21 protein-coding genes are annotated in these 21,208 nt (G+C 63.6%); 18 read left to right on the top strand and 3 right to left on the bottom strand.

The genetic code is table 11. The annotated features are described in order from the left end of the window. Positions 1–42 precede the first annotated feature (42 nt). The 4 genes from dapA to IVB27_RS15000 are packed head-to-tail and all read left to right on the top strand — an operon-like array spanning position 43 to position 2,523. Positions 43–933 (top strand): 4-hydroxy-tetrahydrodipicolinate synthase, encoded by an 891-nt coding sequence (gene dapA, locus IVB27_RS15015; RefSeq protein ID WP_247340605.1) that lies wholly within the window; start codon positions 43–45, stop codon positions 931–933. A gap of 57 nt (positions 934–990) precedes the next feature. Beyond that, positions 991–1,404: a large conductance mechanosensitive channel protein MscL gene (gene mscL / locus IVB27_RS15010; protein WP_247340604.1), complete on the top strand. Its 414-nt coding sequence runs from the start codon at positions 991–993 to the stop codon at positions 1,402–1,404. 59 nt (positions 1,405–1,463) lie between these two features. Beyond that, entirely contained in the window at positions 1,464–1,937 is a 474-nt protein-coding gene (gene smpB / locus IVB27_RS15005; RefSeq protein WP_247340603.1) for an SsrA-binding protein SmpB, read from the top strand. Between the two features lie 4 nt (positions 1,938–1,941). Next, positions 1,942–2,523, top strand: a complete 582-nt coding sequence (locus IVB27_RS15000) for a peroxiredoxin (RefSeq protein WP_247340601.1) — start codon at positions 1,942–1,944, stop codon at positions 2,521–2,523. On the opposite strand, the gene IVB27_RS14995 is transcribed toward IVB27_RS15000, so the two are convergent. Next, on the bottom strand, positions 2,520–3,194 hold the full coding sequence (locus IVB27_RS14995) for a uracil-DNA glycosylase (RefSeq protein WP_247444293.1): 675 nt from the start codon (positions 3,192–3,194) through the stop codon (positions 2,520–2,522). The genes IVB27_RS15000 and IVB27_RS14995 overlap by 4 nt on opposite strands. Next, on the bottom strand, positions 3,175–3,819 hold the full coding sequence (locus tag IVB27_RS14990) for a LabA-like NYN domain-containing protein (RefSeq protein ID WP_247444292.1): 645 nt from the start codon (positions 3,817–3,819) through the stop codon (positions 3,175–3,177). The genes IVB27_RS14995 and IVB27_RS14990 overlap by 20 nt, the downstream gene beginning before the upstream one ends. A gap of 329 nt (positions 3,820–4,148) precedes the next feature. Between IVB27_RS14990 and rpoZ the strand changes: the two genes are divergently transcribed. The 14 genes from rpoZ to IVB27_RS14920 all read left to right on the top strand — a co-directional run bounded on the left by rpoZ (position 4,149) and on the right by IVB27_RS14920 (position 20,495). Next, positions 4,149–4,541: a DNA-directed RNA polymerase subunit omega gene (rpoZ, locus tag IVB27_RS14985; RefSeq protein ID WP_024512695.1), complete on the top strand. Its 393-nt coding sequence runs from the start codon at positions 4,149–4,151 to the stop codon at positions 4,539–4,541. A 208-nt stretch (positions 4,542–4,749) separates the two neighbouring features. Next, on the top strand, positions 4,750–7,035 hold the full coding sequence (locus tag IVB27_RS14980) for a RelA/SpoT family protein (protein ID WP_247349466.1): 2,286 nt from the start codon (positions 4,750–4,752) through the stop codon (positions 7,033–7,035). Positions 7,036–7,079: 44 nt separating this feature from the next. Then, a complete protein-coding gene (locus IVB27_RS14975; protein ID WP_247444291.1) occupies positions 7,080–7,832 on the top strand; it encodes a pyridoxine 5'-phosphate synthase in 753 nt (250 codons plus the stop codon). After that, positions 7,829–8,248, top strand: coding sequence for a holo-ACP synthase (acpS, locus tag IVB27_RS14970; RefSeq protein ID WP_247444290.1), 420 nt, complete (start codon positions 7,829–7,831; stop codon positions 8,246–8,248). The genes IVB27_RS14975 and acpS overlap by 4 nt, the downstream gene beginning before the upstream one ends. 251 nt (positions 8,249–8,499) lie before the next feature. Beyond that, positions 8,500–9,264: a signal peptidase I gene (gene lepB, locus IVB27_RS14965; protein WP_247444289.1), complete on the top strand. Its 765-nt coding sequence runs from the start codon at positions 8,500–8,502 to the stop codon at positions 9,262–9,264. After that, positions 9,261–10,097 carry a ribonuclease III gene (gene rnc / locus IVB27_RS14960; RefSeq protein WP_247444288.1) on the top strand — a complete coding sequence of 279 codons (837 nt, stop codon included), beginning with the start codon at positions 9,261–9,263 and terminating at the stop codon, positions 10,095–10,097. The genes lepB and rnc overlap by 4 nt, the downstream gene beginning before the upstream one ends. Next, positions 10,087–11,013, top strand: coding sequence for a GTPase Era (gene era, locus IVB27_RS14955; protein WP_247349461.1), 927 nt, complete (start codon positions 10,087–10,089; stop codon positions 11,011–11,013). The genes rnc and era overlap by 11 nt, the downstream gene beginning before the upstream one ends. Positions 11,014–11,034: 21 nt before the next feature. Then, complete coding sequence (locus IVB27_RS14950; protein ID WP_247349460.1) at positions 11,035–11,415, top strand: hypothetical protein; 381 nt, start codon at positions 11,035–11,037, stop codon at positions 11,413–11,415. A gap of 90 nt (positions 11,416–11,505) precedes the next feature. Further along, positions 11,506–12,258 carry a DNA repair protein RecO gene (recO, locus tag IVB27_RS14945; protein ID WP_247444287.1) on the top strand — a complete coding sequence of 251 codons (753 nt, stop codon included), beginning with the start codon at positions 11,506–11,508 and terminating at the stop codon, positions 12,256–12,258. A gap of 99 nt (positions 12,259–12,357) precedes the next feature. After that, positions 12,358–12,639, top strand: coding sequence for a hypothetical protein (locus IVB27_RS14940; protein ID WP_247444286.1), 282 nt, complete (start codon positions 12,358–12,360; stop codon positions 12,637–12,639). Between the two features lie 64 nt (positions 12,640–12,703). Further along, positions 12,704–14,962 (top strand): DNA topoisomerase IV subunit A, encoded by a 2,259-nt coding sequence (gene parC, locus IVB27_RS14935; RefSeq protein ID WP_247444285.1) that lies wholly within the window; start codon positions 12,704–12,706, stop codon positions 14,960–14,962. Positions 14,963–15,198: 236 nt separating this feature from the next. Continuing rightward, positions 15,199–17,424 carry an outer membrane protein gene (locus IVB27_RS14930; protein WP_247444284.1) on the top strand — a complete coding sequence of 742 codons (2,226 nt, stop codon included), beginning with the start codon at positions 15,199–15,201 and terminating at the stop codon, positions 17,422–17,424. 213 nt (positions 17,425–17,637) lie between these two features. Beyond that, positions 17,638–19,182, top strand: a complete 1,545-nt coding sequence (locus IVB27_RS14925; RefSeq protein WP_247444283.1) for a GMC family oxidoreductase — start codon at positions 17,638–17,640, stop codon at positions 19,180–19,182. Positions 19,183–20,210: 1,028 nt separating this feature from the next. After that, positions 20,211–20,495 carry a hypothetical protein gene (locus IVB27_RS14920; RefSeq protein ID WP_247444282.1) on the top strand — a complete coding sequence of 95 codons (285 nt, stop codon included), beginning with the start codon at positions 20,211–20,213 and terminating at the stop codon, positions 20,493–20,495. A gap of 355 nt (positions 20,496–20,850) precedes the next feature. On the opposite strand, the gene IVB27_RS14915 is transcribed toward IVB27_RS14920, so the two are convergent. Then, a complete protein-coding gene (locus tag IVB27_RS14915) occupies positions 20,851–21,207 on the bottom strand; it encodes a hypothetical protein (RefSeq protein ID WP_247444281.1) in 357 nt (118 codons plus the stop codon). Position 21,208 lies beyond the last annotated feature (1 nt).

Genomic DNA, 21,208 nt, shown 5'->3' with positions numbered 1-21,208 from the left:
GCGGCTTGCTCTCGAGATCGCCGCGTACGGAGGAGGAAGTCCATGGCAGCCAAGACGAAATTCCGGGGTTCGTTCACCGCCTTGGTCACGCCGTTCAAGAACGGCTCGCTGGACGAGTCGGCGTTCCGCTCCCTGGTCAACTGGCAGATTTCAGAGGGCACCAACGGCCTGGTCCCCGTCGGCACCACCGGCGAGAGCCCGACGCTGAGCCATGACGAGCACAAGAAGGTCGTCGAATGGTGCATCGAGGAAGCGAAGGGCCGCGTGCCCGTCGTCGCCGGGGCCGGCTCCAACTCGACCAAGGAGGCGATCGAACTCGCCCAGCACGCCGAGAAGGCGGGCGCGAACGCGGTGCTGGTCGTAACGCCTTACTACAACAAGCCGACCCAGGAAGGCATGTACCAGCACTTCAAGGCGATCAACGACGCGATCGGGATTCCGATCATCATCTACAACATTCCGCCGCGCTCGGTGATCGACATGTCGGTCGACACCATGAAGCGGCTGTGGGAGCTGAAGAACATCGCCGGCGTCAAGGACGCCACTGCCAGCATGGTCCGCGTCTCGCAGCAACGCGCGGCGATGGGCGAGGAATTCAACCAGCTCTCCGGCGAGGATGCGACCATCCTCGGTTACATGGCCCATGGCGGCCATGGCTGCATTTCGGTGACTTCGAACGTCGCGCCGCGCCTGTGCTCGGAGTTCCAGGCCGCCTGGGCCAAGGGCGATCATGCCACTGCGCTGAAGCTGCACGACAAGCTGATGCCGCTGCACAACAACCTGTTCATCGAGAGCAACCCGGCGCCGATCAAGTACGCGCTGTCGTTGCTCGGCAAGCTGGACGAGACGCTGCGGCTGCCGATGGTTCCGGTCACCGAACCGACGCGCGTTGCCGTGCGCAGCGCTATGGTGCACGCTGGCCTGATCAACTGAGATCTGGGAATCCGCACTGGCTGGTCCCGCGCGTGACATCGAAGGAAGGGGACGGATATGCTGAAGGAATTCCGCGAATTCGCAATGAAGGGCAACGTCGTCGATCTCGCCGTTGCCGTCATCATCGGCGCCGCCTTCGGTGCCATCGTGACGTCGATGGTCAACGACATCATCATGCCGATCATCGGTGCAGCCACCGGCGGCCTGGATTTCTCCAACTACTTCGTTGGACTCTCCAAGCAGGTCACGCAGACCAATCTTGTCGAAGCCAAGAAGCAGGGTGCGGTACTGGCCTATGGCAACTTCCTCACCTTGGTCGTGAACTTTGTCATCATCGCTTTCGTGCTGTTCATGGTCATCCGCACCATGAACCAGTTCAAGCGCAAGGACGAGGCCAAGCCCGCGGAGCCGCCGAAGCCGTCAGCGGAAGTCGCGCTCTTGACCGAGATCCGCGATCTCCTCAAGAAGTGACGCGCGCGCTTCATCCAAACTGTTAGCTTACGCGCGCATCTCGACCGGATCTGTCTGTCATGGCCGATAAGAACGAACGTCCTATCAAGGTCATGGCGGAGAATCGCAAGGCCCGCTTCAACTATGCGATCGAGGATACGGTCGAGGCGGGCATTGCGCTGACCGGCACCGAGGTCAAGTCGATCCGCAGCGGCAAGAGCACGATCGCGGAGTCCTACGCCGATTCCAGGGACGGCGAGATCTGGCTGATCAACGCCACCATTCCGGAATATCTCCAGGGCAACCGCTTCAATCACGAGCCGAAGCGGCCGCGCAAACTGCTGCTGCATCGCAAGCAAATCAACAAGCTGATGGGCGCGGTCGATCGTGAAGGCATGACGCTGATCCCGCTCAAGCTTTACTTCAACGAGCGCGGTCGCGCCAAACTGCAACTCGCGGTTGCAAAGGGCAAGAAGCTGCACGACAAGCGCGAAACCGAGAAGAAGCGCGATTGGAGCCGGGAGAAGGGCCGCCTGCTACGGGCTAGGGGCTAGCGAGATGACTCAGAAAAACCTGCTTGAGGTCGACTGGAGCCGGATTCCCGCACCCGCAGATGACGGCGGCGCGGCGCATCTGAAAGGCATGACGCTGCCCGCGATCAGCCTGCTCGCGACCGACGACACTTCGGTGACGCTGTCGGCGCTCTCCGGTCGCACCGTGGTGTTCGCCTATCCACGCACTGGCGAGCCCGGCAAAATCTCGCTCGTCGACGATTGGGACATGATTCCCGGCGCCCGCGGTTGCACGCCGCAGACCTGCGCGTTTCGCGATCTGTTCGCCGAACTGAAGGCCGCCGGCGCCGCGCAGGTGTTCGGCCTCTCGACCCAGAGCAACGCGTACCAGACCGAGATGGCCTCGCGGCTGCATCTGCCGTTCCCGGTGCTGTCGGACGAGAAGCTGGCGCTCACGCGCACCCTGAATTTGCCGACCATGGAGGTCGCAGGCCTCACGCTGATCAAGCGCCTGGCGTTGATCGTCGACGACGCAGAGATCACGCATGTGTTCTATCCGGTGTTCCCGCCCGACCGGAACGCCGGCGATGTCCTGGACTGGCTCCAGGCCAATCCGGCGAAGACCTAGTCGAGATCCGCCTTCACCTTCGCGAACACGGAGCGGAACATGTCCGGCGTCAGCACGCGGGTGTTCGTGTTGTAGCGCGAGCAGTGATAGCTGTCGTAGAGCCTGAACGCGCTGGCCTGGTGCACCGCGCCGTGGCCGAAGGGGGCTTGCGATGCCTTCAGGTTCAGCGGCTTGAGCACAGTGTCGTGCGCAATGCGTCCGAGGGCGACGATCGCGCGCAGGTTCGGCATCGTTGCGAGATTCGCCAAGAGAAACTGGCGGCAGGTGTGGATCTCGACCGGCAGCGGCTTGTTCTGCGGCGGCACGCAATGCACCGCATTGGCGATTCGGCAGTCGACCAGCTTCAGGCCGTCGTCGGGACGCGCCTGATATTTGCCCTTGGCGAAACCGTATTCGAGCAGCGTGGCGTAGAGCAGGTCGCCGGCATAATCGCCGGTGAAGGGACGGCCGGTGCGGTTGGCCCCCTGCATTCCCGGCGCGAGGCCGACGATCAGCAGGCGCGCCTTGATGTCGCCGAAAGGCGCAACCGGCGCATTGTGCCACAATGGCTCGCGCGCGCGGTTGGCCTCGCGAAAGGCAACCAGGCGCGGACAGAGCGGACAGTCACGGTCGGGGACGACTGTGAGGGCCGGGCGGCTTGGCCGCGCCGCCTCACTCGTCGAGGTCGTCATCGCCCCTTGGCGCCATCGTCGTCGCGCGCTGGAGGAATTGCGGGGCATGATGGCGCGGCTCGCGCTCACCGCGGTCACGCGGGGCGGGGCGTTCGGACGGGTCTCGGCCGAGCTTGGCCTGCAGCTCGACGAGGTCGGTGAAGACGTCGGCCTGGCGGCGCAGCTCGTCGGCGATCATCGGCGGCTGGCTGGCGATCGTGGAAATCACGGTGACCCGCACGCCGCGGCGCTGAACGGCCTCGACAAGGGAGCGGAAGTCGCCGTCACCCGAGAACAGCACCATCTGGTCGATGTGTTCGGCGAGTTCCATGGCGTCCACGGCGAGCTCGATGTCCATGTTGCCCTTGACCTTGCGGCGGCCGGAGGCGTCGATGAACTCCTTGGTCGCTTTGGTCACGACCGTGTAGCCGTTGTAGTCCAGCCAGTCGATCAGGGGGCGGATCGAGGAGTATTCCTGATCCTCAATGATCGCGGTGTAGTAGAATGCCCGCGTCAGCGTCCCGCGGCTCTGAAATTCCTTCAGAAGGCGCTTGTAATCGATATCGAAGCCGAGAGTTTTCGCCGTCGCGTAGAGATTGGCTCCGTCGATGAAGAGCGCGATCTTGTCGGTAGAGGAAGGTGACATTCAGTTTGCTCGCGTAGAGTTCGTGATTGATCGTTTATTGTTGGCGCAGCGACAGCAAGCCGCGCAGTTCTAAAGTCCCGCCGAAACCCGTCGAAACCGCAAATCCGGAGAAGCCGGGGCAATCAAGGTATAGTTATGGCGGACTTGCATACACCCCGCGCCGCCCTCGATGGCAGCCCGGGAAACCACCCATCCCAGCCCCAATGTGGGCGTAGCAGAGCCGTTTGGCGAGGCCAAATTACAAATTGGCCTTGCGAAACCGTCCCGGCCCCTATAACTAGCGCCAATCATCCACATATTTCGTCCCACCCACAACGGAGCGACAGTCCATGGCTCGCGTCACCGTAGAAGATTGTATCGACAAGGTCGACAACCGGTTTGACCTGGTCCTGCTGGCCGCCCACCGTGCCCGCATGATTTCGTCTGGTTCACAACTAACGGTTGACCGCGATAACGACAAGAACCCTGTTGTGTCTTTGCGTGAAATTGCTGACTCGACCATCTCGCCGGAGGACCTCCGCGAGGAGCTGGTGCACTCGCTGCAGAAGTTCGTCGAAGTCGACGAGCCGGAGCCGGACACTGTGCCGCTGATCGGTTCCGCCGGTGCAAGCGTAGACGCGGACGATACCGAAGTCGCGGTCGAGCGCATGACGGAAGAGGAGCTCCTGAAGGGTCTCGAAGGCCTCGCGCCACCCGAGGAGCAGCCCGAGGAGGACGAGTAGATCGTCCCGTCGCAGTCATCGACTTCTTGTGATCTTGTCAAAGGCCCGAACCGTTGTTCGGGCCTTTGCTTTTGTTGGCGTTTTCGTGGTTACCATAGTGTTGTCGGTTCGCGCGGGGCCCTGTCACCGAATTGATCGGACACGCGTGCGATCGGAGCTAAGATGTATGCAACGGGCTGCTTCGTGGCCCGTTTGAAGGCAGGACGGCATGGTATATCGGCGTCGCACACAAACGCAGATGCAGGCCGCAACCGAATCGGTTGCCGTGGCCCCGACTGCGCCGGTGGCGCGTCCGGCGAAGTCCCGCGCGCGCATGATGCGTCAATACGACCTCGTCGAGCGCGTCAGGTCCTACAATCCCAACACTGACGAAGACCTGCTGAACCGCGCCTATGTCTACGCCATGAAGGCGCACGGCTCGCAGACCCGCGCCTCAGGCGACCCGTATTTCTCGCACCCGCTCGAAGTGGCGGCGATTCTCACCGATCTGAAGCTCGACGACGCAACCATCGTGGCTGCGTTGCTCCACGACACGATCGAGGACACCGAAGCGACGCGGGCCGAGATCGACCAGATCTTCGGGCCCGAGATCGGCGCGCTGGTCGAGGGTCTGACCAAGCTGAAGCGGCTGGAGCTGGTGTCGCGGGAGGCCAAGCAGGCCGAGAATCTGCGCAAATTGTTGCTGGCCATTGCCGACGACGTCCGCGTGCTGCTGGTGAAGCTCGCCGATCGCCTGCACAACATGCGCACGCTGGACTTCGTGCCGACCGAATCGCGACGGCGCATCGCCGAGGAGACGCTCGACATCTATGCGCCGCTGGCCGGGCGCATGGGCATGCAGGAAATGCGCGAGGAGCTGGAGGATATGTCCTTCCGGACTCTCGATCCCGAAGCCTATTCGGTGGTGATGCAGCGGCTCGATGCGCTCGCCGAGCGCAACCGCAATCTGATCGGCGAGATCGAGGCGCAGCTTTCCAACAATCTGCGGCACAGGGGCCTTGGCGCGCGGGTCTATGGCCGCAGCAAGAAGCCGTTCTCGATCTGGACCAAGATGGAGCGCAAATCGGTCGGCTTCGAGCAATTGTCCGACATCTTCGGCTTTCGTCTCGTCGTCAACGACATCGAGTCCTGCTATCGCGCGCTCGGCATCGTCCACACCACCTGGCCGGTCGTACCGGGGCGTTTCAAGGATTACATCTCGACCCCGAAGCAAAATGACTACCGCTCGATCCACACCACCGTGATCGGCCCCGGCAACCAGCGCGTCGAGCTGCAGATCCGCACCGAGGCGATGGACCAGATCGCCGAGCGCGGCATCGCCGCGCACGTGTTCTACAAAGAGGGCGCCGGCTCGCCGACCGAGTTCCTCAAGCGCGAGTCCAACGCGTTCGCCTGGCTGCGCCACACCATCGGCATCCTCTCCGAAAGTGCGAACCCGGAGGAATTCCTTGAGCACACCAAGCTCGAGCTGTTCCACGACCAGGTGTTCTGTTTCACTCCGAAGGGCAAGCTGATCGCGCTGCCGCGCCATGCCAATGTGATCGACTTCGCCTATGCCGTGCACACCGACGTCGGCAACAGCGCGGTGGGCTGCAAGATCAACGGCCAGTTCGCGCCGCTGTCCTCGGAGCTTCAGAACGGCGATGAGGTCGAGGTGCTGACCTCGGAAGCACAAGCGGCGCCGCCGTCCGCCTGGGAAACGCTCGCGGTCACCGGCAAGGCGCGCGCCGCGATCCGCCGCGCCACCAGGACTGCGGTGCGCGATCAATATGTCGGTCTCGGCCGGCGCATCGTGGAACGCCTGTTCGAGCGCGCCAAGATCGAATACGCCGACGACAAGCTCAAGGGCGCGCTGCCGCGGCTCGCGCGGACCTCGATCGAGGACGTCATGGCGGCTGTGGGGCGCGGCGAGATCAAGGCCTCCCACGTCGCGCGTGCGATGTATCCCGACTACAAGGAGGAGCGCATCGCGCGCTACGGCGTCAAGAAGGGGCTTGCCGCCAAGTTCAAGGAGAAGTCGTCGGAACCGCCGCGCAGCTCGGTCGCGATCCCGATCCGCGGCATCAATTCGGACCTGCCGGTGAAGTTCGCGCCGAACGGCGGCGCCGTGCCCGGTGACCGCATCGTCGGCATCGTCACGCCGGGCGAGGGCATCACCATCTACCCGATCCAGGCGCCGGCCCTGAAGGATTTCGAGGAAGAGCCGGAGCGCTGGCTCGACGTCCGCTGGGACATCGAGGACTCCGCGCCGCAGCGCTTCCCGGCCCGCATCAGGGTCGAGAACGTCAACGAGCCCGGCGCGCTGGCGCAGATCGCGACCGTGATTGCCGAGCACGACGGCAACATCGACAACATCAGCATGCAGCGCCGCTCACCGGACTTCACGGAGACGACGATCGATCTCGAAGTCTACGATCTGAAGCATTTGAGCGCGATCCTGGCCCAGCTGCGCGCGAAGGCGGTCGTCGCCCGCGTCGAACGTGTTAATGGATAGACGCCTTCTGTCTTGGTCTGTCCCTATGGTTCCGTGAGTCTGAAATGCCTGCACCTCCGCTCCGCCTCGGCGTCAATGTCGACCATGTCGCGACCCTGCGTAATGCGCGCGGCGGCCGCAATCCAGATCCGGTGCGCGCCGCACTGCTTGCGATCCAGGCCGGCGCGGACGGCATCACCGCTCATTTGCGCGAGGATCGCCGGCACATCCGCGACGAGGACATGGCGCGGCTGAAAGCCGAAATCTCCAAGCCGCTCAATTTCGAGATGGCGGCGACCGACGACATGATGCGCATCTCGCTCGCCACCAAGCCGCACGCGGTGTGCCTCGTGCCGGAGCGGCGCCAGGAGGTGACGACCGAGGGCGGGCTCGACGTGGTCGGTCAGCACAACGCGCTGGCGCCCTATATCGCGCGGCTGAACGATGCCGGCATCCGGGTGTCGCTGTTCATCGCCGCCGATCCCGCCCAGATCGAGATGGCGGCGCGGCTGCGTGCGCCCGTGATCGAGATCCACACCGGCGCCTGGTGCGACGCCGTCGTCGACGGCCACACCGACAAGGCCGAGGCCGAATGGCGGCGGATCGTGGCGGGCGTAAAGCTGGCGAAGCAAGCGGGGCTGGAGATTCATGCCGGACACGGGCTCGACTATGCCACGGCGGAGACGATCGCGGCCCTGCCGGAGATCATGGAGCTCAACATCGGCTACTACATGATGGGCGAAGCGCTGTTCGTCGGTCTCGCCGAGACGGTGCGCAGCATGCGCGCAGCGATGGATCGCGGCCGGAGTCGGGCATGATCATCGGCATCGGCTCCGATCTGATCGACATCACCCGCGTCGGGAAGGTGATCGAGCGCCATGGCGAGCGCTTCCTCGATCGCATCTTCACCGCGGCCGAGCGAGCCAAGGCGGAGCGGCGCGCCAAGAACGAGAAGATGGTTGTGGCGACCTACGCCAAGCGGTTCGCGGCCAAGGAGGCCTGCTCCAAGGCACTCGGCACCGGCATAAGACGCGGCGTGTGGTGGCGCGACATGGGGGTGGTCAACCTGCCGGGAGGACGGCCAACCATGCAATTGACGGGCGGGGCGCTGGCCCGGCTCCAGGCCCTGACGCCGGAGGGGTTCGAAGCACAGGTCGATCTGTCGATCACCGATGACTGGCCGTTGGCCCAGGCCTTCGTCATCATTTCCGCCGTGCCGCTGGTCAAACCCTGACGGGTCTCCTGCGATTTTATAATTATCATTAAAAATCAAATACTTATCCAGTTTTGATGCGTTCCTTGATTGCGTGGCCTCCGACAACCGTCTAAAAGTCCGCGGACGCAAATCAGCCTGGGCGAATTCGGCTTTACGCCGGAATTGGCTCTCATTATCAGAATCAGGACAATCTCCTTGGGACGCGAACTTGACGGGCCGTTCGCGGGAGGGGGGCGCGCTGTGGACCGCCGGCCGGAATTGAGAGAGCAATGAGCGTGACTTCAGGGACCAAAGCTGAGACCGGCGTGGGCGAAACCATCCGGGTCGTGATCCACGCCCTCTTGATCGCGCTCGTGATCCGCACCTTCCTGTTCCAGCCGTTCAACATCCCATCCGGCTCGATGAAGGCGACGCTGCTGGTCGGCGACTATCTGTTCGTCTCGAAATATTCCTACGGCTACAGCCACTACTCGATCCCGTTCTCGCCGCCGCTTTTTTCGGGGCGGATCTGGGGCTCGGACCCGAGCCGCGGCGACATCGTCGTATTCCGCCTGCCGAAGGACGACTCCACCGACTACATCAAGCGCGTGATCGGGCTTCCCGGCGACCACATCCAGATGCGGGACGGTCTGCTCTACATCAACGACACGCCGGTCGAGCGGCAGCGCATGAGCGAATTTGTCGGCGAGGATCCCTGCGGTTCGGAAGGCGGCGGCGTCTCCCGGGTGAAGCGTTGGAAGGAGACGCTGCCGAACGGCGTGTCCTATGAGACGTTGGACTGCGCCGACAACGGCTACGTGGACAACACCAACGTCTACACCGTGCCGACCGGCCATTTCTTCATGATGGGCGACAACCGCGACAACTCCACCGACAGCCGCTTCCTCGGCCAGGTCGGCTACGTGCCGCAGGAGAATTTGGTCGGGCGCGCCCAGATGATCTTCTTCTCGATCGCCGAAGGCGAGCATGCCTGGATGTTCTGGCGCTGGCCGTGGGCGGTGCGCTGGAATCGCTTCTTCAAAATCGTCCGATGAAAGACGAAGTCAAGGATATCGCGACCCACCCGACCGAGGCGCAAGCGGGCCCCGACGGCGAAGCTGCGACCAACACCCTTGAAGTCAAGACGCCTGCAAAGAAGAAGCGGGTGCGGAGCAGCAAGACCAAGGGCCCGGATGCGAACGCGGCGCTCGAGGCCCGCATCGGCCACAGTTTCGCCGATCCGAACCTCTTGATGCAGGGCATCACGCATGTCTCGGCGCTGAAGTCCGGGCGCAAGCGTGGCGACAGCTATCAGCGGCTGGAATTCCTCGGTGACCACGTGCTCGGACTTGTCGTCTCCGACATGCTCTATCACGCGTTCCCGAACGCCGACGAAGGCGAGATGTCCAAGCGACTTGCTGAACTGGTGCGCAAGGAGAGCTGCGCCGACGTCGCCAAGTCGCTCGGTCTACTCGACGACATCAAGCTCGGCTCGGTCGGTCCTGGTGCCGACGCGCGCCTGCGCAAGAGCGTGCTCGGCGACATCTGCGAGGCCGTGATCGGCGCCGTCTTCCTCGACGGCGGCTACGCGGCGGCGTCCGAGTTCGTCAAGCGCAACTGGACCGAACGCATGCACAAGCCGCGGCGTCCCTTGCGCGATCCCAAGACCGTTCTGCAGGAATGGGCGCAAGGCAAGGGACTGCCGACGCCGGTCTACCGCGAGGTCGAGCGCACCGGTCCGCATCACGATCCGGAGTTTCGTGTCGCGGTGGATCTGCCGGGGTTGGCGCCGGCCGAAGGCACCGGCGGCAGCAAGCGCGCAGCGGAGAAGGTAGCGGCTTCAGTGATGATCGAACGCGAAGGTGTTGGCGGCGGCAATGACGGTTGAAACAAGTGGCGAGGCGCCCGCCGCAACGAGCTGCGGCTTTGTCGCGCTGATCGGCGCCCCGAACGTCGGAAAGTCCACGCTGGTCAATGCGCTGGTCGGGGCCAAGGTCACGATCGTCTCGCGCAAGGTGCAGACCACGCGGGCGCTGATCCGCGGCATCGTGATCGAGAACAACGCGCAGATCATCCTGGTCGATACGCCCGGCATCTTCCTGCCAAAGCGCCGGCTCGACCGCGCAATGGTCTCGACGGCCTGGAGCGGCGCGCATGACGCCGACCTCGTCTGCGTGCTGCTGGATGCCAAGGCCGGTATCGACGAGGAAGCCGAGGCGATCCTCACCAAGGTCGCAAGCGTCAAGCACGAGAAGATTCTGGTCATCAACAAGGTGGATTTGGTCCAGCGCGAGAAGCTGCTGGCACTGGCGCAGGCGGCCAACGAGCGCATGGCCTTCGCGAAGACCTTCATGATCGCGGCGATCTCCGGCGACGGCGTCGACGACCTCAGGCATACTCTCGCCGAGATCGTGCCGCCGGGGCCGTTTCTCTATCCCGAAGACCAGATGTCGGACGCGCCGATGCGGCAGCTTGCGGCCGAGATCACGCGCGAGAAGATCTTTCGCAAGCTGCACCAGGAATTGCCCTACCAGTCCACGGTCGAGACCGACAAGTGGGAGGAGCGCAAGGACAAGTCGGTCCGCATCGAGCAGACGATCTTCGTCGAGCGCGAGAGCCAGCGCAAGATCGTGCTTGGCGCGGGCGGCGCGACGATCAAGTCGATTGGCGCGGACTCACGCAAGGAGATCGGCGAGATCCTCGGTGTGCCGGTGCATCTGTTCCTGTTCGTCAAAGTGCGCGAGAACTGGGGCGATGATCCCGATCGCTACCGCGAGATGGGCCTGGAATTTCCCAAAGAATAGCCAAGAAAAGATCGGTCACCGATGAGCGTACCCGGCAACGTACGGCGCTTCGAAGCGTTGCTCTATGCATCCTTGATGCTGGATGCCCTGTCGGTCGCGGTGCAGGACCGCACACCGAATGCCGAGATGACCGAGCAGATGATCATGACGGCGACGCTGCTCGCCGGCGGCATGATCCTGCTGCTGGTCTATTTCGTCTGGCTCGCTGCACGCTGGCGCAAGAACTGGCCGCGATGGGTGCTGGCGGCAGCGCTCGTGCTGTCGGTGATCTCGCTCGGCCAGATCATCGGCGAGAAGGGCATGGAACTCGACAGCGCCATCGAGATCGTCTCCTGCGTGCTGACGGCGATGGGATTGTATTTCTCGTTCAGCGGAGATGCACAGGGTTGGTTCAACGCGTGAGGATTCGCCGCTTTGCGCGGTTGATCAAATTGGTGGGCACGCTTCGCTTTGCCGACCCTACGATCGCCTGAAATGCGCTAGACTCCGCACATGGAATGGACCGACGAAGGCATCGTGCTGGGCGTGCGGCGGCATGGCGAGAGTAGCTCCATCGTCGAGCTGCTGACGCGTGCGCACGGCCGCCATCTCGGTCTCGTCCGCGGCGGCGCCGGCTCGCGGATGCGGCCGCTGCTGCAGCCCGGCAACAGCCTCAGCGTGGTGTGGCGGGCGCGGCTCGACGAGCATCTCGGCACCTATGCCATCGAGGGCCTCAAGCTGCGCGCGGCGACGCTGCTGACATCCCCCCACGGCGTCTATGGCATCACCCATCTCGCCTCGATTGCGCGGTTGCTGCCGGAGCGCGATCCGCACGAAAACATCCTGGCGCAGCTCGAGCATTCGCTCGACGATTTCGACGAGATCGGCGGCGCCGCCGTGCACCTGATCCATTTCGAGCTGGCGATGCTCGCCGAGCTCGGCTTCGGGCTTGCGCTGGAAAACTGCGCGGTAACCGGGGAGACTACCGACCTGATCTATGTCTCGCCGAAATCAGGCGGCGCGGTGTCACGCGGCGCGGGCGAGCCGTGGCGGGATCGGTTGTTGCGGCTGCCGCCGTTTTTGCGTCGTGGCGTAGCCGCGAGCGACGTCACCGACCAGGATCTTCAGGACGGCCTTCGGTTGACCGGGCTGTTCCTGCTGCGCCATGTGCTGGAGCCGCGGGGGCAGGGCCATTCCGACGCGCGGGCAGGCTTCATCAACGCGCTGACGAGACAGCAGGCGAAGGCCGCGATTCCCGCGTCATGAGGCCGGCGCGGCTCTGCATTGCCCTAATAGGCCAACCGTCATTGGAACCAAATTGGGTTTCCTGGACTTGCCCTCGGGGTTCCAACCGGGATAAGCCTCATGCTGATCAAGGGATTTGTGATATCGGCGGCGCTTGTCACGCTGGCGCCGGACGCCCTCGCAGGCGAGCAACCCGGCGTCTTTCGCCGCGCCTCCTGCACCGTCGTCAGGTTCTATGTGGCTAAATATTCCGCTGCAGCAGCAGAGGCATGGGCGCGATCCAAGGGTGCGACGGAGGCCGAGATCGAGACGGCGCGGCGGTGCCTGACCAATGCCCCGGCCACCACGCAGGCTAAAAACGCGCAACCCACCCAGACCTTCACCGCAGGCTGGGCCGGCTAGTAGGCCGCCCACAGGGAACCAATCGATCCTTGCCCGATTCGCTTCCACGGTTTAACCGGGCGGCATGGGAAAACGATTGATTCCGCCGGAAGAACCGGCCGAAATTCACGAAGTGCCGCTGCGTGAGGCGCTGGAAGAGCGCTATCTTGCGTACGCGCTTTCCACCATCATGCACCGCGCGCTGCCAGATGCCCGCGACGGCCTGAAGCCGGTGCACCGGCGCATCCTCTACGGCATGCGGCTGCTCCGGCTCGACCCCGGCACGGCGTTCAAAAAATCCGCCAAAATCGTCGGCGACGTGATGGGCTCGTTCCATCCGCATGGCGACCAAGCGATCTACGACGCCATGGTCCGCCTCGCGCAGGACTTCTCCTCGCGCTATCCGCTTGTCGACGGCCAGGGCAATTTCGGCAATATCGACGGCGATAATCCCGCTGCCTACCGCTACACCGAGGCGCGGATGACCGACGTCGCGCGGCTTCTGCTCGACGGCATCGACGAGGACGGGGTCGAGTTCCGCCCTAATTACGACGGCCAGTCGAAAGAGCCCGTCGTGCTGCCCGGCGGCTTCCCGAACCTGCTCGCCAATGGCTCGCAGGGTATCGCGGTCGGCATGGCGACCTCGATCCCGCCGCACAACGCCGCCGAACTCTGCGAAGCCGCGCTGCATCTGATCGAGAAGCCCGACGCGAAATCCAAGGCGCTGCTGAAATGGGTCAAGGGCCCGGATTTCCCGACCGGCGGCATCTGCGTCGATTCCAAGCAGGCGATCGCTGAAGCCTATACCACCGGCCGCGGCTCGTTCCGCGTCCGCTCCCGATGGGAGCAGGAAGAGGGCGCACGCGGCACCTGGGTCGTCGTCGTCACCGAGATACCCTTTCTGGTGCAGAAGTCGCGCCTGATCGAGAAGATCGCCGAGCTGCTGGACCAGAAGAAGCTGCCGCTGGTCGGAGACATCAGGGACGAGTCGGCCGAAGACGTCCGTATCGTGATCGAGCCGAAGTCGAAGAATGTCGATCCGGCCCTGATGATGGAATCGCTGTTCCGGCTGACGGAGCTCGAAAACAAGATCCCGCTGAACCTCAACGTGCTGATCAAGGGCCGCGTGCCCAAGGTGGTGGGACTCGCGGAGTGCCTGCGCGAATGGCTTGACCATCTGCGCGACGTGCTGCTCCGTCGGACCAACCATCGCAAGGCCGAGATCGAGCGCCGGCTGGAGATTCTCGGCGGCTTGCTGATTGCCTATCTGAACATCGACGAGGTGATCAGGATCATCCGCAACGAGGACGAGCCGAAGCCGGCGCTGATCAAGGCGTTCAAGCTCACCGAAGTGCAGGCCGAAGCCATCCTCAACATGCGGCTGCGAAGTCTGCGCAAGCTCGAGGAAATGGAGATCCGCAGCGAGGACAAGGATCTGCGCAAAGAGCTGAAGGGCATCGAGGGACTGCTGGCGTCCGAACCCGAGCAGTGGAAGAAGGTCGCCGAGCAGGTTGGCAAGGTCCGCGACATGTTCGGGCCGAAGACCCCGCTCGGCAAGCGCCGCACCACCTTTGCGGACGCGCCCGAGCACGATCTCGCCGCCATGGAGGAGGCCTTGGTCGAGCGCGAGCCGGTGACCGTCGTCGTCTCCGACAAGGGCTGGATCCGCACCCTCAAGGGTCATGTCGAGGATCTCTCGGGGCTGGCCTTCAAGCAGGACGACAAGCTCGGGTTCGCGTTCTTCGCGGAAACGACCTCGAAGCTGCTGCTGTTCGCCACCAACGGAAAATTCTACTCGCTCGATGTCGCAAAACTTCCGGGCGGCCGCGGTCATGGCGAGCCGATCCGCCAGTTCATCGATCTCGAGCCGGAGGCCGCGCCGGTCACGCTGTTCGTCAACAAGGGCGGACGCAAATTCCTGGTCGCGAGCCACGAGGGCCAGGGCTTCGTCGTCAACGAGGACGATTGCGTCGGCACCACCAAGAAGGGCAAGCAGGTCCTCAACGTGGACATGCCGAACGAGGCGTGCGCGATCACCGAGGTGCTCGGCAACACTGTCGCGGTGATCGGCGAGAACCGCAAGATGCTGGTCTTCCCGCTCGACCAGACGCAGGAGATGCCGCGTGGCCGTGGTGCGCGCCTGCAGAAGTACAAGGACGGCGGCCTTTCGGACATCGCGGTGTTCGACGCCAAGGCGGGGCTGACCTGGAAGGATTCCGCTGGCCGCGAATTCTCGGCGACGATGAAGGAACTGGCCGAGTGGCAAGGCACCCGCGCAGACGCCGGCCGCCTGGCGCCGAAGGGTTTTCCGAAATCGAACAAGTTCGGCAAGGTGATCGGGTAGCTCGACTTTCAAACGGGAGGTGCGGTTTGTTGATTCGCAAATCGCGCACCTCCTAACGTTTGATTGCGATTTCGTCCTATGTGCCGATTAATGCAGCATTTCCCGCGGCGTGCTGTTGCCGTTTGAACACGCCGAAAGGCTTTCGCGATTCGCTCGCTCAACGAGAGGTAGCGAATCACGAATCTCCGTGATTCCATCTGCACCAGATATTTTGAGAATTTCGTTGGGGACTGGGAATGGGGCCGGGATCGAACACGGTGTTGCGTCCGCCGCGCTGCCTGCTTCTTTGTAGCGTCTCGCTCATCGCATTGTCCGGTTCAGCGCTCGCTGCGGACTTGCCCGTGGTCAAGGTGGCGCCGGCGCTCGCCGCGTCCTGGGCGGGCTTCTATCTCGGCGTCCACGGCGGCTATGGTTGGGGGCGCGACGACTTCTCACAGTCGGAAGCGTTTGCGCTGGCGACGCCGCAATCGGTCAACGGCATCCGCGGGAAAGGCGCCGTCTACGGCGCCCAGGCCGGCTACAATTGGCAATTTGGCCGCGCCGTCACCGGGCTCGAGTTCGATTTCTCGGCGACCGACATCAAGGGCAGCAACGCGGTCAGCCAGCTCCTCGGCGGGACGGACGCGACGACCATCACCCTCAGCGAGAAGGCACAATATCTCGGCAGCGTTCGCAGTCGCCTCGGTTGGCTGCCGGCCGACAATGTGCTGCTGTATGGGACCGCAGGCCTCGCCTGGGAGCGGCTCGACTCCACATCGCAGACATTGCAGACCTCGACTGCGCCGGTCAGTGCGACGCTGTCGTCCAGCGGCACGCCGACCGACCGGTTCGGCTGGGTCGCCGGCGCCGGTGTCGAGGCGATGCTGGGCAGCCCGAACTGGATCGGCCGCATTGAATATCTGCATTATGATTTCGGCCATATCGCGGACTCGTCTGCGATCACCGCTGCGATCGGCCAGGTGAACTCGACGTCGGGGTCGCAGACCATCGACCTGGTTCGCGCCGGCGTGTCCTACAAGTTTGGCGAGCAGGCGCGTCTCGCGCCGGTGCCTTACGTCAAGGCGCCCGTGATGGCATCGGCGCGCAACGGCTGGGTCGGGTTCTATGCGGGTACCCATGGTGGCTATGGCTGGGGCGATGATCCCGCGACCTTGCCGCTGCCGCTGCTCGACTTTGCACCGGATGGCGCACTGACCGGCGCAAAGTCGCAAGGCTGGGTCGCCGGAGGTCAGTTCGGCCACAACTGGCAATATGATCGCGTGGTCGCCGGCCTCGAGGCCGACCTCAGCGCGGCCGACATCAAGGGCAGCACCTCGACAGCTTCGATCGCGGTTCCTGGCTTCGCCTCGACGCTGAAGTTTGACGAGAAGGTGAAATATCTCGGTACCGTGCGCGGCCGTCTCGGCTGGACGCCGATCGACACCTTACTGCTGTACGGTACCGCCGGCCTCGGCTGGGAACGGCTGGAGATCTCCCAGGTGCAGCAGGACACCACCGCGACGGGCGTCACCACCACGCGGACGGCCACACCGAGCGACCGCTTCGGCTGGGTTGCAGGTGTGGGGGGCGAGATGATGCTCGGCAGCAGCAACTGGATCGGGCGGCTGGAATATCTGCACTACGATTTCGGCCGCGTCCGTTCCGATTCAAGCCTGGTTTCCGTCTCGCCGCCGCTCGCGAATTTTGCCGCGGCGACCGCGATCGGCCGTCAAACCGTCGATCTCGTGCGCGCGGGCGTGTCCTACAAGTTCGGGCCGGACGCGGCTTTGCCGGTGTCTGCGCTTGCCTACGCCAAGGCGGGCCCGCCGCCATCGCTGCAAAGCTGGTCCGGCTTCTATCTTGGCGCCCATGGCGGCTATGGCTGGAAGCAGAACGATTTTTCGGACGCCTCCCTGCTTGGCGGGGTCACCATCGGCGATATCAAGTCGAAAGGCTGGCTCGGCGGCGGCCAGGCCGGCTACAACTGGCAGTATGCGAGCGTCGTTGCGGGTATCGAGATCGACGGCAGCGCCACCGGCATCAAGGGCTCGACGCCAACCGTGCTCGCGGGCACCATCAGCGACACGCTGTCGGACAACGTCAAATACCTGGGCACGTTGCGCGGGCGTCTCGGCTGGACACCCTCGAGTGGTTGGCTTCTCTATGCCACCGGCGGCCTCGCGTTCGAACGTGCGCACCGCATCGATAGCTCGGCCAACTCGGCCCCCAGCCCGGTCACGGCCGCTGTGATCGAGACGGCGCGCAATCATTTCGGGATGGCCGCCGGCGCCGGTGTCGAGACCTTCCTCGGCAACTCGAACTGGATCGGCCGCATCGAATATCTGCACTACGATTTCGGCACAGTAGAAGCGACCAGCAACATCACGACCACTGAGCCAGGCGGCACGCCCACCACGGATCGGGGCGGCCGGCAGACCATCGATACCGTGCGCGCCGGCCTGTCCTACAAGTTCACACCATAGAGCTCGGCTCAGATCACCCCGACCAGCCGCAGGGCCGCTGCCGCGCCTGCAAATTATCGTCGCCGGCGATTTCCGTCCTATGTTTTCATATGCCGCAACGCGCGGCGGGTGAGACCGGATCGTCGCTCGCCCAGCCCGCCGCCTCTCGCGCCGGTTTGCGCGGTCTGATACCGTCCGCCATCCCGGTTTTCTGGAACGTTGAGAAGTAGCGCGATGTACGATGTCATTGTTGTCGGCGGCGGCTCCGCCGGCGCCGCTGTTGCGGCACGGCTCTCCGAAGATCCCGCACGGCGCGTCCTGCTGCTGGAGGCGGGTCTCGACTGGCGCGCCGACGAGGCGCCCTGGGAAGTGATGACGCCAAATCCCATCCCGATCATCCACAAGCGCGAGTATCAGGAGAAATGGCAATGGCCTGATCTTCTGACGCGCCGGGTGGCGGGGCAGGAGCCGCGCTTCTACTGGCGCGGCAAGGGCCTCGGCGGCTCGTCGATGATGAACGGCCAGATCGCCATCCGCGGCGTCGCCGATGCGTTCGACGAATGGGCCGCCAATGGCTGCACCGGCTGGTCCGCGAAAGACGTGATGCCGTTGTTCTCGGTGATCGAGGATGATCTGGAATTCGGTGACGCAGCGGGCCATGGCCGCGGCGGACCGCTGCCGGTCTATCGCGCGCCTCCGGAAAAATGGGGGCCGATCGATCGCGGCTTGCGCGATGCGGCGCTGGCGAGCGGCTATCCCTGGTGCGCCGACGTCAATGGTCCCGACGGCGAGGGCGTCGCCTGCTATCCCATCAACAGCCGGGACAGCCGCCGCATCACCACCAATGAAGGTTATCTCGAGCCCGCGCGGAGCCGCGCCAATCTGGAGATTCGCGGGCACGCACTGGTCGATCGCGTGCTGATCAGTGACGGCCGGGCGACCGGCCTTCGCGTTCACATCGAGGGGCAGGGCACCAGCGAGATCAGCGCGCGCCAGATCGTGCTCTGCGCCGGTGCCATCCACAGTCCGGCGATCCTGCTGCGCTCGGGCATTGGACCTGCCGATGAGTTGAAGGCGATGGGAATCGCGGTCGAGCGCGACCTGCCGGTCGGCCGGCACTTCTTCGACCATCCGCTGTTTCGCGCCACGGTCCAGCTCCATGAAAACCTGCGGCCGAGCGATCCCGACACCCGCCATACCAATTGCTGCGTGACCTATTCGTCGGGCCTTCGCGATGGCGGCAAACGGGACATGATCCTGATCGCCTTCAACCACCGCGGCATCGGTGTATCAGGAGCGATCGGCGCCGGGCTGTTCAATGCGTATTCTCGTGGAACACTTAAACTGGCCTCGACCGACCCCGCGATCGATCCTGTTGTCGAGGAGAACATGCTGGTCGATCCCCGTGACATGCTGCGCATGATGGATGCGGTGAAACGGCTGGCCGTGATCACCTCCCAGCCGGCGCTATCAGGCATCGCCGACTGGATCCGGCTGACGGACACCGATCTGACGCTGCCGCAGGCAGCCGCGCTGCCGGATCATGAACTCGATGCGCTGCTGCGGCGCGAAACCGGCGACATCCAGCACGCCGCCGGCAGTGGCCGCATGACCGGCTTCAAGCAGGCCGACGGCGTGGTCAACCCTGATGGTACGGTGAAGGGCATCGCGGGCCTGCGCGTCGCCGACGCCTCGATCATGCCGTCGGACTGCCGCGCCAACACCCACTTCACGACGGTGGTGATTGGGGAAGCGATTGCGCGGATGATGAGGCGTTAGTTCTGCTGCGTCAAACCACTCTTCTCCTCATCCTGAGGAGCGCGGAACGCGCGTCTCGAAGGATGGCCTCGGGCAAATATCCGGGCCTTCATGGTTCGAGACGCGCTTCGCGCTCCTCACCATGAGGGTCTTATGACGCAGCAAGATTCAGCCGTTTCTCTTCAATTCACATTTCAAACAGCGGGCGAGAGTTCGCATTCTCGCGGAGCATTTCGCCCGAGTTCTACCGCTCGCGCCACCTTCAAGGAAAGGGCGCAGGGAAGGCCGGGCGCCGGCGGGCACCCGCAAGGTCCGTGCGCCATAGAAATGCACACGGGGTGGACCGCAGGTTCGCCGGATCGCCCGGCCTTCCCTGCGCGATGGTTTTAACGTGTCCTTCGTGCTCTCCCCGGGGAGCGATGCACTATTGCCCCCGTCGCCCTGCGGATAGCTGATGCGCGCGCCCGGTCGGGCCGCCTCATCACCGCAGGACTTGACGCACAGACCCCGGGCGTCAGGACCACACGACTTGTTCGTCCGCGCACATCTTCGCTGGGACTTCGAGTGCTGGCGTGTGCTCACACCGGAAGCCATGCGAAGACGCTGTCGGCGTCGTGTCGTCGGCGCGAAGCGATTGCTCACAGCCGAAGCCGCCCTGCAATGCCTGTTACGCCCGACGCCGTCGCGTCCATCGCTGCCCAGCCCGCGGTTCGTGACGATCGCGATCCGCCCCTTGTCTCGGGCCAGGGTGTTCTGTCTGTACGATAAATCAGAAATTCGGTAAAGTGGAATATTTTGCGAGGTGGGCTTGACAGGCGGTGTGGCGGAAGTGGTCGCGACTGTTTTGCCCGACGGGACGGGGAGGCGAGGGTGACGGCTTTCGCCCAAAGGGCGCGTGCTGAGAGACGGCAGCTTCCGAGGGCAGAGCGGAAGTCGTTCGGCGCGGTCATCATCGACCGGTTGTGACCCGAAGCAGACATTGAAGGACTGATCCTGCAAACCAGCCGCGTCGAGTCACTGCAGTCGAGCCAGGCAGACTTGGATTTTCCATGGCGGCGGCACTGGGTGCGAGCAACACTGCCCGCACCATGGCACTTTATGCCTGTGCGAGAAGCACGGCTTTAGTGATCGCGAGCGCGGTCCCATTTATTACGGGGTCAACTGGATGGCTCCAAGCCGTCGCATGGAGCATGATCATCGTTCAGGCCGGTGATGCCGTCATAGGCGGGACGATCAAAGATCCGATGAAAACCTATGGTCCTGCAGGCACTGCTCTACTGAACCTCGCGGCAGTGATTTGGCTGATCCAAGCCGTTCGATTCGGAGCTAGCTGATTGCAGACGATCAGGTGTGGTCCTGGCCCATCGGCGAAGTGGCGACCCGCTTCATTAAAGTCCGCTAATCGAGGCATGGCGGACTAGATTAGCGCAGGTTGAGTATTTCGGATTTTGACCCCTTGCGGACATTTGAGGCCGCCGCAGTTGGCGGCCTCTTTCATGATCCTCGCAGACCGACGCCAACGCAAGCAGTTCGGTTTTAACGAGACGATCGTCGGCCTGCTCGACAAGTTTCAGACACGTGACCGCTTGATCCCGTAGATAGATAAGCCAATCATGTATGCCGAACACGGTACCGTTAAGCTTGGAGTGGTGACAGTCCATGGTGGAGCTTTCACTAGAACTTCCCGCTTTAGGCCGTCTTGGCGAACATCGTGAGCACACCGTCGGCGATGTTGATGGCAACAACCTGCGACGAGCTCAAGCCCTTCGCTTTAAGCGCAGATACTGCCGCCGGTGCCGCGTCAATGGACTTCCGAAGTGATTGCAAATCTTCTTCGCTTGTCTGCGCGACGATTTCATCGACCTTTGAGCGAACCGCAGGTTGCAATTGCTTGACGTCGACTACCTGTATGCTTCGAATGACCGTGTCGGACTGAGCAGGCGGTTCCTGCGCTCTGGGTTGCGGGGACGCTCCTTCAGCCTGCACGAAAGCGGTCATCCCAAGCGAGAGTGCTGCAATAATGACGGATGCAGTAATGATGCGCATG

Source organism: Bradyrhizobium sp. 197 (assembly GCF_023073375.1).
Taxonomy (GTDB): domain Bacteria; phylum Pseudomonadota; class Alphaproteobacteria; order Rhizobiales; family Xanthobacteraceae; genus Bradyrhizobium.
Note: the sequence above shows the minus strand (reverse complement) of the source record. Positions and strands in the feature narration are given on the sequence as shown.

What these genes read in the sequence shown, in the direction of transcription:
- dapA (WP_247340605.1), top strand. Translation starts at nt 43, where the DNA reads ATGGCAGCCAAGACGAAATTCCGGGGTTCGTTCACCGCCTTGGTCACG.
- mscL (WP_247340604.1), top strand. Translation starts at nt 991, where the DNA reads ATGCTGAAGGAATTCCGCGAATTCGCAATGAAGGGCAACGTCGTCGAT.
- smpB (WP_247340603.1), top strand. Translation starts at nt 1,464, where the DNA reads ATGGCCGATAAGAACGAACGTCCTATCAAGGTCATGGCGGAGAATCGC.
- IVB27_RS15000 (WP_247340601.1), top strand. Translation starts at nt 1,942, where the DNA reads ATGACTCAGAAAAACCTGCTTGAGGTCGACTGGAGCCGGATTCCCGCA.
- IVB27_RS14995 (WP_247444293.1), bottom strand. Translation starts at nt 3,194, where the DNA reads ATGACGACCTCGACGAGTGAGGCGGCGCGGCCAAGCCGCCCGGCCCTC.
- IVB27_RS14990 (WP_247444292.1), bottom strand. Translation starts at nt 3,819, where the DNA reads ATGTCACCTTCCTCTACCGACAAGATCGCGCTCTTCATCGACGGAGCC.
- rpoZ (WP_024512695.1), top strand. Translation starts at nt 4,149, where the DNA reads ATGGCTCGCGTCACCGTAGAAGATTGTATCGACAAGGTCGACAACCGG.
- IVB27_RS14980 (WP_247349466.1), top strand. Translation starts at nt 4,750, where the DNA reads ATGGTATATCGGCGTCGCACACAAACGCAGATGCAGGCCGCAACCGAA.
- IVB27_RS14975 (WP_247444291.1), top strand. Translation starts at nt 7,080, where the DNA reads ATGCCTGCACCTCCGCTCCGCCTCGGCGTCAATGTCGACCATGTCGCG.
- acpS (WP_247444290.1), top strand. Translation starts at nt 7,829, where the DNA reads ATGATCATCGGCATCGGCTCCGATCTGATCGACATCACCCGCGTCGGG.
- lepB (WP_247444289.1), top strand. Translation starts at nt 8,500, where the DNA reads ATGAGCGTGACTTCAGGGACCAAAGCTGAGACCGGCGTGGGCGAAACC.
- rnc (WP_247444288.1), top strand. Translation starts at nt 9,261, where the DNA reads ATGAAAGACGAAGTCAAGGATATCGCGACCCACCCGACCGAGGCGCAA.
- era (WP_247349461.1), top strand. Translation starts at nt 10,087, where the DNA reads ATGACGGTTGAAACAAGTGGCGAGGCGCCCGCCGCAACGAGCTGCGGC.
- IVB27_RS14950 (WP_247349460.1), top strand. Translation starts at nt 11,035, where the DNA reads ATGAGCGTACCCGGCAACGTACGGCGCTTCGAAGCGTTGCTCTATGCA.
- recO (WP_247444287.1), top strand. Translation starts at nt 11,506, where the DNA reads ATGGAATGGACCGACGAAGGCATCGTGCTGGGCGTGCGGCGGCATGGC.
- IVB27_RS14940 (WP_247444286.1), top strand. Translation starts at nt 12,358, where the DNA reads ATGCTGATCAAGGGATTTGTGATATCGGCGGCGCTTGTCACGCTGGCG.
- parC (WP_247444285.1), top strand. Translation starts at nt 12,704, where the DNA reads ATGGGAAAACGATTGATTCCGCCGGAAGAACCGGCCGAAATTCACGAA.
- IVB27_RS14930 (WP_247444284.1), top strand. Translation starts at nt 15,199, where the DNA reads ATGGGGCCGGGATCGAACACGGTGTTGCGTCCGCCGCGCTGCCTGCTT.
- IVB27_RS14925 (WP_247444283.1), top strand. Translation starts at nt 17,638, where the DNA reads ATGTACGATGTCATTGTTGTCGGCGGCGGCTCCGCCGGCGCCGCTGTT.
- IVB27_RS14920 (WP_247444282.1), top strand. Translation starts at nt 20,211, where the DNA reads ATGGCGGCGGCACTGGGTGCGAGCAACACTGCCCGCACCATGGCACTT.
- IVB27_RS14915 (WP_247444281.1), bottom strand. Translation starts at nt 21,207, where the DNA reads ATGCGCATCATTACTGCATCCGTCATTATTGCAGCACTCTCGCTTGGG.